Source organism: Nocardia sp. CA-119907, assembly GCF_050955995.1.
Classification (GTDB): domain Bacteria; phylum Actinomycetota; class Actinomycetes; order Mycobacteriales; family Mycobacteriaceae; genus Nocardia.
Map to the genome: position 1 here is coordinate 7,999,372 of NZ_CP192091.1, position 15,798 is coordinate 8,015,169.

11 protein-coding genes are annotated in these 15,798 nt (G+C 66.5%); 3 read left to right on the forward strand and 8 right to left on the reverse strand.

Annotated features, from left to right (window positions below):
- Positions 1 to 1,089 precede the first annotated feature (1,089 nt).
- Positions 1,090 to 5,310: a beta strand repeat-containing protein gene (locus ACQP2D_RS35975; RefSeq protein WP_433680376.1), complete on the forward strand. Its 4,221-nt coding sequence runs from the start codon at positions 1,090 to 1,092 to the stop codon at positions 5,308 to 5,310.
- Positions 5,311 to 5,521: 211 nt separating this feature from the next.
- Here the strand turns inward: ACQP2D_RS35975 and ACQP2D_RS35980 are convergent, their stop codons facing one another.
- Entirely contained in the window at positions 5,522 to 6,385 is an 864-nt protein-coding gene (locus ACQP2D_RS35980; RefSeq protein ID WP_433680377.1) for a MerR family transcriptional regulator, read from the reverse strand.
- Positions 6,386 to 6,603: 218 nt separating this feature from the next.
- Here ACQP2D_RS35980 and ACQP2D_RS35985 point away from each other — a divergent pair, with 218 nt between their 5' ends.
- The gene (locus ACQP2D_RS35985; protein WP_433680378.1) at positions 6,604 to 7,224 is read left to right on the forward strand and encodes a lipocalin family protein; all 621 of its coding nucleotides are present in this window, start codon (positions 6,604 to 6,606) and stop codon (positions 7,222 to 7,224) included.
- Entirely contained in the window at positions 7,221 to 8,588 is a 1,368-nt protein-coding gene (locus ACQP2D_RS35990) for a cryptochrome/photolyase family protein (protein WP_433680379.1), read from the forward strand. Before ACQP2D_RS35985 ends, ACQP2D_RS35990 begins: the two co-directional genes overlap by 4 nt.
- A 50-nt stretch (positions 8,589 to 8,638) precedes the next feature.
- Here the strand turns inward: ACQP2D_RS35990 and ACQP2D_RS35995 are convergent, their stop codons facing one another.
- From ACQP2D_RS35995 to ACQP2D_RS36025, 7 genes are all read right to left on the reverse strand, one after another.
- Positions 8,639 to 9,754 (reverse strand): HoxN/HupN/NixA family nickel/cobalt transporter, encoded by a 1,116-nt coding sequence (locus ACQP2D_RS35995; RefSeq protein ID WP_433680380.1) that lies wholly within the window; start codon positions 9,752 to 9,754, stop codon positions 8,639 to 8,641.
- 159 nt (positions 9,755 to 9,913) lie between these two features.
- Positions 9,914 to 10,651: a DUF6390 family protein gene (locus ACQP2D_RS36000; protein WP_433685866.1), complete on the reverse strand. Its 738-nt coding sequence runs from the start codon at positions 10,649 to 10,651 to the stop codon at positions 9,914 to 9,916.
- Between the two features lie 45 nt (positions 10,652 to 10,696).
- The gene (gene hypE / locus ACQP2D_RS36005) at positions 10,697 to 11,782 is read right to left on the reverse strand and encodes a hydrogenase expression/formation protein HypE (RefSeq protein WP_433680381.1); all 1,086 of its coding nucleotides are present in this window, start codon (positions 11,780 to 11,782) and stop codon (positions 10,697 to 10,699) included.
- Positions 11,775 to 12,887, reverse strand: coding sequence for a hydrogenase formation protein HypD (gene hypD, locus ACQP2D_RS36010; protein ID WP_433680382.1), 1,113 nt, complete (start codon positions 12,885 to 12,887; stop codon positions 11,775 to 11,777). Before hypD ends, hypE begins: the two co-directional genes overlap by 8 nt.
- On the reverse strand, positions 12,887 to 13,210 hold the full coding sequence (locus tag ACQP2D_RS36015; RefSeq protein ID WP_433680383.1) for a HypC/HybG/HupF family hydrogenase formation chaperone: 324 nt from the start codon (positions 13,208 to 13,210) through the stop codon (positions 12,887 to 12,889). Before ACQP2D_RS36015 ends, hypD begins: the two co-directional genes overlap by 1 nt.
- An 18-nt stretch (positions 13,211 to 13,228) precedes the next feature.
- The gene (gene hypF, locus ACQP2D_RS36020; RefSeq protein WP_433680384.1) at positions 13,229 to 15,556 is read right to left on the reverse strand and encodes a carbamoyltransferase HypF; all 2,328 of its coding nucleotides are present in this window, start codon (positions 15,554 to 15,556) and stop codon (positions 13,229 to 13,231) included.
- Positions 15,553 to 15,795 carry a HypC/HybG/HupF family hydrogenase formation chaperone gene (locus tag ACQP2D_RS36025; protein WP_433680385.1) on the reverse strand — a complete coding sequence of 81 codons (243 nt, stop codon included), beginning with the start codon at positions 15,793 to 15,795 and terminating at the stop codon, positions 15,553 to 15,555. Before ACQP2D_RS36025 ends, hypF begins: the two co-directional genes overlap by 4 nt.
- Positions 15,796 to 15,798 lie beyond the last annotated feature (3 nt).

Sequence of the window (15,798 nt, forward strand, 5' to 3'; positions counted from 1 at the left end):
AGGCTGGGCCGTTGCTCCGCCTGCGGCAGCCCCTTGGATGGGACTGCTGCTGTTCAAGGCAGGTATCGCAACGTAACAGACCCTGTTGCTGGGTCCCTCCGAGGGGTGGCAGTGACCTGCCGGCGCGAACGCCGTGACCTGTGTGTCCGAATGGTGAAGGTGGTCGCGGCAGTACTGAATCGCACGATCAAAGGACCGGCGAAGCCGGTACCCACGACAGCGCGTTCGCGTCTCCCGATGTGGGCCACGAGGTCGGGGAGCGGGAGGTGATGGTAGGCACGACACTGCCTCCTTTGCCGCGATCGTGATTCCTCGACTGCACCGGGTGGTTGCTTCCAGTAAGCCCCCTACCCTGTTGCAGAGCAATGCATCTCCGATCCGTTTTCGTCCGTTTTCCCGCTTGGACCTTGCCGACGAACCAGCCCGATCGTGGTCACTCATCGCCCACGCACTCGACACCGCCGTCCAGCCTTCGATCGCTGGCATCAGCACCGTGCCACCCGCGAATGTCGACAGCGAGTAGAGCCACCGTGGTCGGGGATGATTATTTCTCCGCGCCGGGTGCACCCAACTCCTACCTCAGGCCCGGCTGAGCGTCAGAAGCCTTAGGCGGAGCGGGTATTCGGAAACGGACCGAAACGAACCCGGTGGCGGTGGGATGCCAGCCGTCTGGACGGCCCGGCTACCAGCTGCGATGGCGTCGGCGTCGACGGTGCGCGCGGAATCCTGCGGATCGGCGATCTCACCGGCACGGTGATCGCGTCAGAGCGCCGCCGCCGAGTGGTCGCACCAGTGACGAAACCCGTTGCGGCGCAGGTCTCGAGGTTACGGCGGCGTTGTATCCAACGGCTGCGATGGTGCTCGTGATCAGGGCGATCGGACGCAGGGCCGGTAGGGGTTTGCCGACCCGACCGGAGTCTCCAGATCTTCGACAGGTGGCGGAAATCCGATAACGGACGAAACCGAACCCCTCGGGCCGGCCGGTGGCGTGTTTCAGGGACGTTAATGGAAGTTGCGGGCCGCCACAGCAACTCGGGCAACCGCCCGGGTGCACCAGAGGAAATTCACAGCAGCAAGGAGGCAAGCATCGTGCCTACCATCACGTCTCTCTCCCCGACCTCGGGACCCACCACGGGGGGAACCAGCGTCACGATCACCGGTACGGGGTTCACTGGTCCGATTACCGTGCGATTCGGCACTACCGCAACGACTTTCACCCTGGATTCACCGACGCAGATCACGGCGGTCGCCCCCGCCGGCTCAGTCGGTACGGTACAGGTCACCGTTACCACCTCGGCGGGGACCAGCAATGGGGTGCCCTACACCTATGTCGCGGTTCCCGCGCTGAGCAGCATCAGTCCCAGCCAGGGGTCGACCGCGGGTGGAACGACGGTCACACTCACCGGGTCGGGCCTGACGGGAGTCACCGCGGTGAATTTCGGTGGCACACCGGCGACCTCGTTCACGGTCAACTCCGACACGCAGATCACCGCCGTCGCCCCCGCGGGCACCGGGATCGTGTCGGTCACCGTCACCGGACCGGGTGGCACCAGCAACCCGGTCACCTACACCTATGTCGTCGTTCCGACCATCACCTCCATCTCCCCGACCGCCGGACCCACTGCGGGCGGGAACAACGTGACGATCACCGGCACCGGATTCACCGGCCCGTTGACCGTCCGGTTCGGCACGACCACAACGACATTCACCGTGAACTCCGCCACCCAGATCACCGCCGTCGCCCCGGCCCATGCGGCCGGGACGGTGCAGGTCACTGTCACCGGCTCGGGGGGAACCAGCAATGGCGTCGCCTACACCTATGCCGCGGTGCCGACGCTGACCAGCATCACCCCCGCGTCAGGATCGGTGACGGGCGGAACCACGGTCGTTCTCACCGGGACGAACCTGACGGGTGCGACCGCGGTGAGTTTCGGTGGCACACCGGCAACCTCGTTCACCGTCAACTCCGCCACCCAGATCACCGCGGTCACACCGGCCCATTCGGCCGGGACGGTGCAGGTGACCGTCACGACAGCCGGTGGAACCAGCAACGGCGTCGGCTACACCTACGTCGCGGTGCCCACCCTCACCACGATCGTCCCCAACACGGGACCGATCGCCGGCGGAACCACCGTTGTACTGACCGGGACGAACCTGACGGGTGCGACCGCGGTGAGTTTCGGTGGCACACCGGCAACCTCGTTCACCGTCAACTCCGCCACCCAGATCACCGCGGTCGCTCCTGCAGGGTCGGCCGGAACCGTGCTGGTCACCGTCACCACCGCGGGCGGAACCAGCAACGGCGTCGCCTACACCTACGTCGCCGTGCCCACCCTCACCACGATCGTCCCCAACACGGGACCGATCGCCGGCGGAACCACCGTCGTTCTCACCGGGACGAACCTGACGGGTGCGACCGCGGTGAGTTTCGGTGGCACACCGGCAACCTCGTTCACCGTCAACTCCGCCACCCAGATCACCGCGGTCGCACCGGCCCATGCGGCCGGGACGGTGCTGGTCACCGTCACGACAACGGGTGGAACGAGCAACGGCGTCGCCTACATCTACGCCGCCGTACCCACTTTGACCACGATCGTGCCCAATGTCGGATCGGTCACCGGCGGCACCACCGTCGTACTGACCGGGACGAACCTGACGGGTGCGACCGCGGTGAGTTTCGGTGGCACACCGGCAACCTCGTTCACCGTCGACTCCGCGACGCAGATCACCGCCGTCGCCCCCGCCGGAACGGCCGGGACCGTGCTGGTCACTGTCACGACAGCGGGCGGAACCAGCAACGGTGTCGCATTCACCTACGTCGCGGTGCCCACATTGGCCACGATCGTGCCGAATGCGGGTCCGGTGACCGGCGGGACCACCGTCGTTCTCACCGGAACGAACTTGACGGGCGCGACGGCGGTGAGTTTCGGTGGCACACCAGCGGCCTCGTTCACCGTCGACTCCGCCACCCAGATCACCGCAGTCGCCCCGGCCGGGTCGGCCGGGACAGTGCTGGTCACTGTCACGACAGCGGGTGGAACCAGCAACGGTGTCGCATTCACCTATGTCGCGGTGCCCACATTGGCCACGATCGTGCCGAGCGCGGGCCCGGTGACCGGCGGCACCACCGTCATATTGACCGGCACGGCCCTGACCGGTGCGACGGCGGTGAGTTTCGGTGGGACACCAGCAACCTCGTTCACCGTCGACTCCGCCACCCAGATCACGGCGGTCACTCCGGCCGGAACGGCCGGGACCGTACTGGTCACCGTCACGACAGCGGGCGGAACCAGCAACGGCGTCGCCTACACCTACGTCGCGGTGCCCACTTTGACCACGATCGTGCCCAATGTCGGATCGGTCACCGGCGGCACCACCGTCGTTCTCACCGGAACGAACTTGACGGGCGCGACCGCGGTGAGTTTCGGTGGCACACCAGCAACCTCGTTCACCGTCGACTCCGCCACCCAGATCACGGCGGTCACTCCGGCCGGAACGGCCGGGACCGTACTGGTCACCGTCACGACAGCGGGCGGAACCAGCAACGGCGTCGCCTACACCTACGTCGCCGTGCCCACTTTGACCACGATCGTGCCCAATCTCGGATCGGTCACCGGCGGCACCACCGTCGTTCTCACCGGCACGGCCCTGACCGGCGCGACCGCGGTGAGTTTCGGTGGCACACCAGCAACCTCGTTCACCGTCGACTCCGCCACCCAGATCACGGCGGTCACTCCGGCCGGAACGGCCGGGACCGTACTGGTCACCGTCACGACAGCGGGCGGAACCAGCAACGGCGTCGCCTACACCTACGTCGCCGTGCCCACTTTGACCACGATCGTGCCCAATCTCGGATCGGTCACCGGCGGCACCACCGTCGTACTGACCGGCACGGCCCTGACCGGCGCGACCGCGGTGAGTTTCGGTGGCACACCAGCAACCTCGTTCACCGTCGACTCCGCCACCCAGATCACCGCCGTCGCCCCCGCCGGGTCCGCCGGGACCGTCCAGGTCACCGTCACCACCGCGGGCGGAACCAGCAACGGCGTCGCCTACACCTACATCGCGATACCTGTCCTGACTGCCATCGTTCCCAGTTCAGGACCGGTCGCCGGTGGGACGATAGTTGTACTGACCGGCATGGCCCTGACCGGCGCGACGACGGTGAGTTTCGGTGGGACACCATCGACTTCGTTCACCGTCGACTCCGCCACCCAGATCACGGCCGTGGCTCCGGCCGGTACGCCCGGGACCGTACTGGTCACCGTCACGACAGCAGGCGGAACCAGCAACGGCGTCGCCTACACCTACATCGCGATACCGGCCCTGACTGCCATCGTTCCCAGTTCAGGACCGGTCACCGGTGGGACGGTAGTTGTACTGACCGGCACGGCCCTGACCGGCGCGACCGCGGTGAGTTTCGGTGGCACACCAGCAACCTCGTTCACCGTCGACTCCGCCACCCAGATCACGGCGGTGACCCCGGCCGGTACGGCGGGGACGGTCCTGGTCACCGTCACCACCGCTGGTGGTACCGGTGATGGTGTCTCCTTCACCTATGCCGCGGTTCCCACGCTGACCACCGTCGTTCCCAACTCAGGGCCGGTGACCGGCGGGACCACCGTCACCCTGACAGGGACGGCCCTGACCGGAGCCACCGGGGTGAGTTTCGGTGGTACACCGGCCTCGTTCGCCGTCGACTCCGCGACCCAGATCACGGCGGTTGTCCCCGCCGGGACGCCGGGGACCGTGCTGGTCACCGTCACGACAACGGGTGGAACCAGCAACGGTGTCGCCTACACCTACGTCGCGGTGCCCACTTTGATCACGCTGGCGCCCAACGCGGGGCCGGTGACCGGCGGGACCACGGTCGTGCTGACCGGGACAAACCTGACCGGCGCGACCGCGGTGAGTTTCGGTGGCACACCAGCAACCTCGTTCACGGTTGACTCCGCCACCCAGATCACGGCGGTGACCCCTGCTGGGTCGGCCGGGACCGTGCTGGTCACCGTCACCACCGCGGGTGGAACAGTCGATGGTGTCTCCTTCACCTATGCCGCGGTTCCTACCCTGACCGTGGCGGTGCCGAACACCGGCCCGGCCGCCGGTGGGACCACCGTCGTTCTCGCCGGGACGGACCTGACGGGTGCGACCGCGGTGAGTTTCGGTGGCACACCAGCTACCTCGTTCAGCGTCGATTCCGCCATCCAGATCACCGCCGTCGCCCCGGCGGGGGCGGTCGGGACGGTGCTGGTCACTGCCACGACAGCGGGCGGCACCAGTAACGGAATCGCTTACATCTACGTCTGACAGCGAATGCGGCTGGGCCGTCGGTGGGCCGTTGCCTGCCGGCGGCCCAGCCGCGTCGCGATCGAACCGCAGCCCGCCGCCGTCATGGATGACGTTGCGGGATGCGCTCAACGCATCCTCTCGAGTTCAGAAACTCGATGCCAACCATGACGCACCGATTGCGCATCGTTCTTGCGCTGATGGGCATCGCTGCCTGGACGCAATACAGCCGTCAAGCGGGTCGAGTGGCGATCCGGTCAGTGGCTTCGGCGAGTCCGGTTATTCGGGTGGCGGCGATCGGCAGGATGACCGCGTCCCAGCCGGGACCGCCGACGAATACCCGTGCGTCGGCGGCTTCGCAGGCGCGGATCGCGGAAGTCAGTGCTGTGGATTCCTGTTGGGACCACAGCACTACGTCGGTGCGGAGATCGGTGCGAGCGAGCGTGTCGGCGATGGCGTCGGCGGGCACGTTGGCGCCGAGCATCCAAGCGGTGACTCCACGTTCGGCGAGGGCCGCGCGCAGGGCTTCGAGAGGAAGTGCGTGGGTCTCGCCGCTCGTACACGCCAGGACAACGGCGCGCGCGTTCGTGGGAGCGGCGGGCGTGGTGTGCCTGTGCAGCACCGCCGTGATCGACCAGGACAGCAGATGTTCGACGTCGACACAACTCTCACCGCCGAGTTGGCGTGCGACGATCGCGGCGAAGGCCGGGCGGCACAACAGTTCCCAGGTGTCGATGACCCCGTAGGTGTCCAGATGCGCGGTGAGCATCGCCGACAGCGTCGGTGTATCCAGCGTGAACGCGGCGTCGACCAGTGGTTCCCAGTCGCCGCGCGCGGGTGCGTGCTGCCGCCCGGTCACCGCGGCGGCCGCGCCGGCCGGGCTCAGGCCGGTGCGGATGAGGGCGAGCATCTGTTCGAGTACGGCGATATCGGATTCGCGGTAGAGGCGATGCCTACCGGGCTGATGCCGGATCGGGCCGATCTCGTAGCGGCGGTTCCAGCTGCGCAGCGTGGCAGTCGGAATCCCGAGACGGTCGGCCACCGTGCGGACCGTATATCCGGCCGCATCGGGCATGGGAACGGGACCGGCGGACATGGGCCTAATTGTGCCTGTCGGTGACCCCGGAACCCGGAACATCCTCCGCCAATGCTCGCGAACGCGCCGGAAGGACGGTGCGCATCACCGCATCGTGCGCGTGTAGCGCGTCGCTCGGTGTCACGTGTCCCTCCGACTGCGAGAAAGGTGTATTGCATCGATTATGCATCGAATGATGGTACAGTGACATTCGGGGGCCGAGATGCGAGGAGTTCGCCATGACCTCACGCACCGCCCGGACAATAGGGCCCCGGCGCACCGCCTTCATGGTGGCCGGGTTGATCGCCGCAGCGGCGGCGGTGTCGCCGTCGGGTGTCGCCACGGCGAGTCCCGCCCCGGCTCCTGTAGCGCAGCTGGATCTCGGGCGCTACCTGGGCATCTGGTATCAATTGGCCGCCGTCCCGCAGGTGTTCAACCTCTCCTGTGCCCGCGACACCGTGGCCGAGTATCGCTTGGACGAACGCGGGGACATCGCCGTGCACAACTCGTGCGTGACCTGGACCGGTGGGTTGAACGAAATCCATGGCACGGCAACGGTCAACGACGGGCAAACCGGCGCGCAGCTCCATGTCGGCTTCCCCGGCGTACCCGGTCAGGACCAGCGGAACGGTCCGACCAATTACATCGTCACCGCACTGGGTCCCGACTATTCGTGGGCCCTGGTGACCGACCCGACCCGAACGTCCGGCTTCGTGCTGTCCCGCGAAGTGGCGTTCGATCCCGAGACGTGGAATCACGTGCGCGCCGCAATCACAGCGATGGGACAAAGTCCGTGTCTGTACCTGACCTCGCCTACGACGGGCGGGCTCAGCGATATCGCGCCACTGTGTACCCGATGACCCAGCGCCGGGACACCTTCCACGCGACCTCGTCCACCCGAGTGGGGACGGCCATCGCGCTGTTCACCCGTGACCTGCGGGTCGACGACAATCCGGTCCTGATCGCCGCCCAGCGCGCCGGTGCCGCGGTGGTCCCGTTGTTCGTTGTCGACGAGCACATCCTGGCGCGCTTCGGCGCCCCGAACCGCGCGTGCTTCCTCGCCGCGGCGCTATCCGAGCTGGATACCGAATTACGCTCTCTCGGTAGCCATCTGGTGATCAGGCGGGGCGATACGGTGACCGAAGCCGATCGGGTCGCCGACGAGATAGGCGCGGACAGCGTCCATGTGGCCGCGGACGTCAGCGCCTACAGTGTCCGCCGCGCCGAGCGGTTGCGGACCCGGCTCGCGCGCCGCGACTGCGCTCTGCATACCTACGACACCTCGATCACCGCCGCTGCTCCGGGGGCCCTGCGCCCTGCCGGTGGACGTGACCACTTCGCTGTCTTCACACCGTATTTCCGGCGCTGGGTCGACGAATATCGCCGCGATGCGCTGGCCCGACCCCGGCTGCTCAGGACACCGCCGGTGGCCGGCGATCGGCTGCCCGTGGCCGATGACATATGCTCCGGGCCCACGTCCCCACTGCTTTCGGTCGGTGGTGCGACGACGGGACGGAAACTGTTGCGCGAGTGGGTTTCCACGTCGATCAGCGACTACGACTTCCGCGGTGACGCGCTCGACGCCGATGCCACATCCCACCTGTCGCCATATCTGCATTTCGGTTGCCTGTCGCCGGTGCAGATTCTGGAGGCAACAGACCTGTCGACAGTCGGCGGGCTCGCGTTCGCCAGGCAATTGGCGTGGCGGGACTTTCATCACCAGTTACTGGCGGCCAGGCCGCGCGCCGCCTGGCAGGACTATCGATCGAGGGCTGTGGTCTGGCGCGCGGATCCGGATGCGGTCACGGCATGGCAGCAGGGTCGCACCGGAATCCCGGTAGTCGACGCCGGAATGCGCCAACTGCTCGCCCAGGGGTGGATGCCCGGCCGTGCCCGGTTGATCGCCGCGAGCTTCCTGACCAAGTCGCTGGGCATCGACTGGCGGGTGGGTGCCCGTCACTTCCTCCGCTGGCTGGTCGACGCCGACCTCGCCAACAATCAGCTCAACTGGCAGTGGGTCGCGGGGACCGGCACCGATACCCGACCCAACCGCACCCTCAATCCCCTGCGACAGGCCATCCGATTCGATCCCGAGGGCGAGTACGTGCGTCGTTGGGTGCCCGAGCTCGCCACCTTGCCCGGCGCGTCGATTCACCGGCCGTGGCGCCAGCACATCGACAACGCAACATATCCCGCGCCGATCTGCGAATTCGCGGGCATGTGAGGCAAAGGAATCGGCCGCACCCGACGAGGCCCCGGGTTGAGCGAGGGGGCCTAGAGCTGGCTCGGCGGCGCGACCCACTTCTCCTCGATCCGACCGAAGCGCCAGACCAGCAGTGCGACCGCCCAGGTCAGGGCAAAAAGCGCAACGATCGCGAAGCCGACGATATTGAGGTCCACGCCACCCACGACATCCCAGATGCCGCCGCTCCAGTCCATCTGTTCGGCCAGCAGGCCGAGCAGTTCGATGGTGCCGACGATCACCGCCACCGCTACCGACAACGCGGTGACCGTGAGGTTGTAGTAGACCTTGCGAACCGGTTTCGCGAAGGCCCACCCATAGGCGAAATTCATGAACGATCCGTCGAGAGTGTCGAGCAGGCTCATTCCGGCGGCGAACAGGATCGGCAGGCAGAGAATCGCGTACCACGGCAACCCTGCGGCCGCACCGGTGCCCGCGAGCACGAGGAGGGCGACCTCGGTGGCGGTATCGAATCCCAGGCCGAACAGGACACCGATCGGATATATCTGCCACGGCTTGGTGATGGACTTCATCGCACCACCGAAGAAGCGGTTCAGGAAACCCCGATTGGCGAGTTGGTACTCGAGAGCGGCCTCATCGTACTCACCGGTCCGCATACTCCGGAATACGCGAAGAATGCCCACGAGAACGACGATGTTGATCAACGCGATGAGATAGAGAAACGTACCGGAGACCGATGTTCCGATCAGTCCGGTGTAATGGTGTAAGGCTGAGGAATTGTCTTCGATCGGACCCACGATGGCCTTGACGCCGATCGATAGCAACAACGCGAGTCCGAAGACAACGGTGGAGTGGCCGAGAGAGAAGAAGAAACCCACCGACAGCGGCCGCTGCCCGTCACTCATCAATTTGCGGGTGGTGTTGTCGATGGCGGAAATATGATCGGCGTCGAAGGCGTGGCGCAGTCCGAGGGTATATGCGGTCAATCCGACTCCGACACCCAGTGTCTGCTCGCCGACGCCGAAATGCTGTGGGGCGACGAAGACGACCAAGGTGATCCAGCCGACAAGATGCAGGGCAACGATCACGCCGACCATCGCCGCGGCGCGAAACCACTCTTGCGGGGTCAACGCATCCCGCACGAGACGATAACGCGAAGCTACTCGATCGGAGGGAGTGATCGCCATGAATACTGTCCTCTCCCATACGAACCCAGCGAATTCGACGATAGCCCGGTGGCCGATACATACGACGCGATAGGCAAGAAAGTTATCGAGTTCGTAGCCATCGAGTGCGCCGATACCAGGTGTCGGCCCGGCCGGTGCGAGCGTGTTCGTGGTCGCGTCTCAGCGTCGGCTCAGTCGTTCATTTGTGACACGCAACTGGCGGATCGTGGTCGCGGCCAGGTGACGGACCTGTTGCGGGCGCAGGCGGCCGCACAGCTGATCCCAATGCAGCGCAACGATGTCGCCGACGGCCACGTCCGGCATCGCCGAATAGCCGTTGTGCCACACGGCGACCCGTCGCGGCGCCGGAGCGGACAGCGCGAGCCGGTTGCCGTCCCAGCTGAGATGGCGGCAGCGGACCACGACTTCGGAATCCGCTGCGGCGAGCACCCTTCCCCACATGATGCGACAGCTGTCGAGGACACACACGGGGTGTTCGTCGTTACCCTTACCGAGCAATCGGCTCCACGGGTATACCCCGAAGACGTGGAAGCAGTGATTGGCCGCGGCCTCTCCAGCCAGGTCGGGAGTCAGATGCGCCCAATAGTGTCCGGCGACCGGGCCGATGACGGCCAAGAGTTCGGCAGCGAACTCCGCGGCGTCCAAGTCGGCGCCGACACCGCCGCCCAGCCAATACGATTCGACGAGACGACCGTCCAATGGATCGTCGATTCCGGTCAGTTTGGACATCACCTGCAGATACGGCCACGCGCCGGAGAACTTCTGCGCCGCCGCGCGCACAGCCTGCCGCGCCCCGCCGCGCAGCTCCGCATCCGCTGGACCACAGAACCCGAGCGCATTGGGCGCGTTGGCGTAGCGGGCGAACATATCGGTGCCGTCGACACGTGTCGACTCGATATCAACGATGCCAGTACCTCCGCTTTTACGGGGATTGCCTGTCTTTCAGCAGATTCGCGGTAGCTGTTCACCCGCGGGCAGATCGACCACGCGCGTGCCGCCCAGTGCCGTCCTGGCGACGACCATGCCGGGATGCTCTTCGACGCAGACCCCGATCGCGACGCTGCGGGCGCCGAGTGGATGGTCGCGCATCGCGGCGAGCACCCGATCGGCATCCGGTGGCGGCACGAACGCGATCAACTTGCCCTCGTTGGCGACATACATCGGGTCGAGGCCGAGCAGTGCGCAGGCGTCGCGGACCTCGGCGGGTACCGGGATCGTCCGCTCATCGAGTGCGATACCGACTTTCGCGACTCGCGCGATCTCGTTCAGAGTGGCCGCCACGCCGCCGCGCGTGGGGTCGCGCAGCACGTGCACATCCGCTCCGGTGGCGATCATCGCGGCGACCAGCCCGTTGAGGGGAGCGGTGTCGCTGAACACCGTGGTCGCGAATTCGAGACCTTCGCGGCAGCTCAACACGGCGACACCGTGCAGTCCGATCTCTCCGCTGACGATCACCACATCACCGGGCCGAGCCCGCTCCGGACGAATATCCACGCCGTCGTCGACCACGCCGATTCCGGCCGTATTGATATAGACACCGTCACCGTGGCCCGCATCGACCACCTTGGTGTCACCGGTCACCAGTTTCACATCGGCGCCCAATGCGGCGGTGCCCATCGCCGCCGCGATGCCGGCGATATCGACCAGAGCGGTGCCCTCTTCCAGAATGAATGCTGTCGACAGCGCTGCCGGGCGCGCGCCCACCATGGCCAGATCGTTGACCGTGCCGTTGACGGCGAGCTCACCGATCGAGCCGCCCGGAAATACCATTGGTTTCACCACGAACGAATCGGTGGTGAAGGCCAACTTCGTTCCGCCGACGGTGATCACGGCGGAATCCGCGAGCCCGGTCTCGGACGCCGCACCGAAGGCGGGCAGGAACAGGTGCTCGATGAGTTCGCCCGACATCGCCCCACCGCCGCCGTGGCCCATCACGATATTCGGTGAATCCCGTAGCGGCATCGGGCAGACCCAGCCGTCCATGTCGATGACCGGCGGTGTCGCCGACACTTCGGTCTTCTCATGCATGAGCGACCTCCGCGGGCAGGTCCAGCCGCCGGTAGAGGTAGTAGGCCGCACAGGCGCCCTCCGAGGACACCATGGTGGCGCCCAGCGGGTTTCGCGGCGTGCACTCCTTGCCGAATGCGGCGCATTCGTGCGGTTTGATGAGGCCCTGCAACACCTCGCCGGATCGGCAGATCGAGGATTCCGCGGTACTCATGTGGCCGACCGCGAACCGTTGCTCCGCGTCGTAGTCGCGGTAACGCTCCGAGAGCCGCCAGCCGCTGCGCGGGATGACGCCGATCCCCCGCCAGCCCCGGTCGGTGACCTCGAAGACGTCCTCCAGCATCGCCTTGGCCACCGGGTTACCGGCGGCGGCGACGGCACGGGGATAGGCGTTCTCCACCTCGTGACGCCCGGCCTCCAGCTGGATCACGGTGCGCCGGATGCCCTCGAGAATATCGAGCGGCTCGAATCCGGTGACCACCACCGGAACCCGGTACTTCTCGGCCAACGGTGGGTACTCGCCGGTCCCCATCACGGTGCACACGTGCCCCGCGGCGAGGAACGCCTGCACCCGGCAGGTCGGCGATTCCATGATCGCGGCGATGGCGGGCGGTACCAGCACATGGGAGACCAGCAGCGAAAAATTCTGCACGCCCAGTCGTTTCGCCTGGTACACGGTCATCGCATTGGCGGGTGCGGTGGTCTCGAAACCGATCCCGAAGAACACCACCTGACGGTCGGGATTCGCCCGCGCCAACTCCAGCGCGTCCAGGGGTGAATAGACCACCCGGACGTCGCCGCCCTCGCTCTTGACGCGGAACAGATCCTTCGTGCTGCCGGGCACGCGCAGCATATCGCCGAAGGAACAGAAGATCACCCCGGGCTGGGCGGCGATCTCGAGCGCCTTATCGATCACGTCGAGCGGTGTGACGCACACCGGGCAGCCGGGACCGTGGATCATCTCGATCTGATCGGGCAGAAGCTGGTCGATACCGTGGCGAATGATCGAATGTGTTTGTCCGCCACACACTTCCATGATCGCCCAGCGCCTGGTCGTCACCGCCCGGATGCGGTCGAGCAGGACCTTCGCGAGTTCTGGATTGCTGAATTCATCAAGGTATTTCACTACGTCACCTCCGGGTCGATTTGCTGTTCGGTGGCTTCCGGATTCTCGAGACCGGCCTGCGCCGCGGCGATGGCGAATCCATCGCCGAACTCCTCCTTCAGCACCCCGAGCCGTTCGAATTCGGACAGGGTCTGCAGCGCCGACTGCTCATCGAGCCGCTGGATCGCGAATCCGACGTGGACGACGACATAGTCACCCACCGCCGCGTCGGGGATGTATTGCAGGCACACATCCTTGTGGACACCGCCGAAGTCGACCACCGACATCAACGTGCCATCACGCTCGTGCAGGCTGAGCACCTTTCCCGGAACCGCCAAGCACATGATCGCCTCTCCTTCCGCTCAACCCGCGCCGATGGCGAGTAGCTGACCGAACGCGAGACCGCCGTCGTTGGGTGGCAGTCTGCGATGGCTTATGACATGAAATCCGTTCTCCCGCAGCAGTATTCGAGTACGAGAGAGCAAATCGGCGTTCTGGAACACGCCACCGGACAGCGCGACCGGCACCGAGGACGCGGCGAATGCGGTGGCCAGTTCCAGCACCAGATGGGCGACGGCGGCATGGAAGCGCGCTGCGATCACACCCGCCGGAACACCCTGTCGCACATCGGTGATCACCGCGGCGATCACCGATGCCGCATCGATCGCGGCGATATCGGAGGTCGAATCCGCGGCACCGGGTGACGGGATCGCGAACCGGTACCCGACCGTACCGGGATCCACGCCACGCGCGATCGCCTCCAGTTCGATCGCGGCCTGCGCCTCGTAGTCCACCTCGTGGCGCACGCCGACCAGCGAGGACACCGCGTCGAACAATCGCCCCATGCTCGAAGTCGGCACACAGCCGAATCCGGTGTCGAACTGATGCGCGAGCACCCCCCGTTCGGCAACTGGGCACGCTCGCACCGCCGGGATGTCCTCGGACCACTCGATACCCGCGGCCCGCAGATGCGAAAGTGCCATGCGATACGGTCGGCGCACACTGACATCCCCACCCGCCAGCGGCACATATCGCAGATGTGCGAGTCGGCGATAGCCCTTGTAGCCCGCGGCGAGGACTTCACCTCCCCAGATCGCGCCGTCCGGCCCGAATCCCGTACCGTCGAAGGCTATTCCGAGGACGGCGGCGGCCGGATCCAGCCCATGCTCGCCCATCACCGCCGCGATATGGGCGTGATGATGCTGTACCGTCCGCACCGGACGCCCGGCGGCGTGCTGTTCGGCCCAGGCGGTCGACCGGTAGCGCGGGTGCGCGTCCGCCGCCAATTGGCCGGGACGCACTCCGGTCAGCTCCTCGAGATGGCGCTCGGCATCGGTGAACGCCCGCAGGGTGGCCAGGTCGTCCATATCGCCGATGTGCTGGCTCAACCAGGCATAACGTCCGTCCGCGACCGCACAGGTGTTCTTCAGATCGGCACCGACCGCGAGTGTCGGCGGCACCGGCATGGGCAATGCCAGCGGCAGCGGCGCGTAGCCGCGGGATCGCCGGACGGGCAGCTCACCGTCATCGACCAGCCGCACCACCGAATCGTCGCAGGGCACCAGGATGCGACGGTTGTGCGAGAGCCACCCATCGGCCAGACCCGCGAGCCGCGTCAGCGCGTCGCCGTCGTCGTAGCAGATCGGTTCACCACCCAGATTTCCCGAGGTCATCACCAGCACCTGGGGGCCGGGCACGTCGCCGGGCAATCCGAACAGCAGCAGATGCAGTGGCGTGTAGGCGATCATGACACCGAGGTCCGGGTTGCGTGGCGCCACCGATTCGGCGACAGTCACAAATTCATCAGGCGCACAAGGCATCTCGTCCCGCGAAACACGGTGGCGTGGCAACAGCACAATCGGCCGGGCCGGACCGGTCAACAGCGCGGCGGCCGTCTCGCGCACGTCCACGATCGTCCGCGCCGTCGCCAGATCGGGCACCATGACGGCGAAAGGCTTGTCGCCGCGCCGCTTCCGGCGACGCAACTCGGCAACGGCGGCCTCGTTCCCCGCGTCGCACGCGAGGTGGTAGCCGCCGATCCCTTTCACCGCGAGAATTCCGCCGGAGCGCAACAGAACACGCGCCGCTGCCAGCGGATCATCGGCACCAGGACCGGTATAGGACAGGGTCGGACCGCAATCCGGACAGGCGATCGGCTGCGCATGGAAGCGCCGGTCACGGGGATCGCGGTATTCGCGGGCGCAGCGCTCGCACATGGCGAACTCGGCCATCGAGGTTCGCTCGCGGTCGTAGGGCAGGCTGGCGATGATGGTGAACCGCGGACCGCAGTTGGTGCAATTGACGAACGGATGGCGGTACCGCCGATTGCCCGGATCGCGCAGCTCGGCCGCGCAGTCCGCGCAGATCGCGACGTCGGGCGAGGCCAATGTCCGGCTGCCGCCGCGAATTGTGGTGTCGGCGATATGGAAACCGGTCCCGCCGCGCACCGGGATCTCGGTGTGCTCGACGGATTCGATCACCGCGAGCGGCGGCGGCCGGAGACGAACTCGGCTCACGAATTCGTCCAGATCCGCCGGTCTGCCTTCGATTTCGATGATCACCCCGCGGCTGTCGTTGGACACCCGGCCGGTCAAGGACAATTCGGCGGCGGTGGTGTACACGAAGGGCCGGAATCCGACGCCCTGGACCACACCGCGGACTTCCACCTGCCACCGAATGCGTCGGTTCATGCCAGGTCCCCGCGCCCGAGTAGCCGCAGCCCGTCCAGCGCCGCGGCCGCTCCCGCTTCGTCGGTCTTCTCCACCGCGAAGCCCATATGGATGATCACCCAGTCGCCGGGGCGCGCCGGATCGTCCTGCAGTATCCCGACATTCACCTGTCTGTGCGCACCCGACACATCCACGAGCGCGATCTGATCGTGGTAGCCGTCGACGATCTCGACAACCCGACCGGGGATCCCGAGGCACATGGC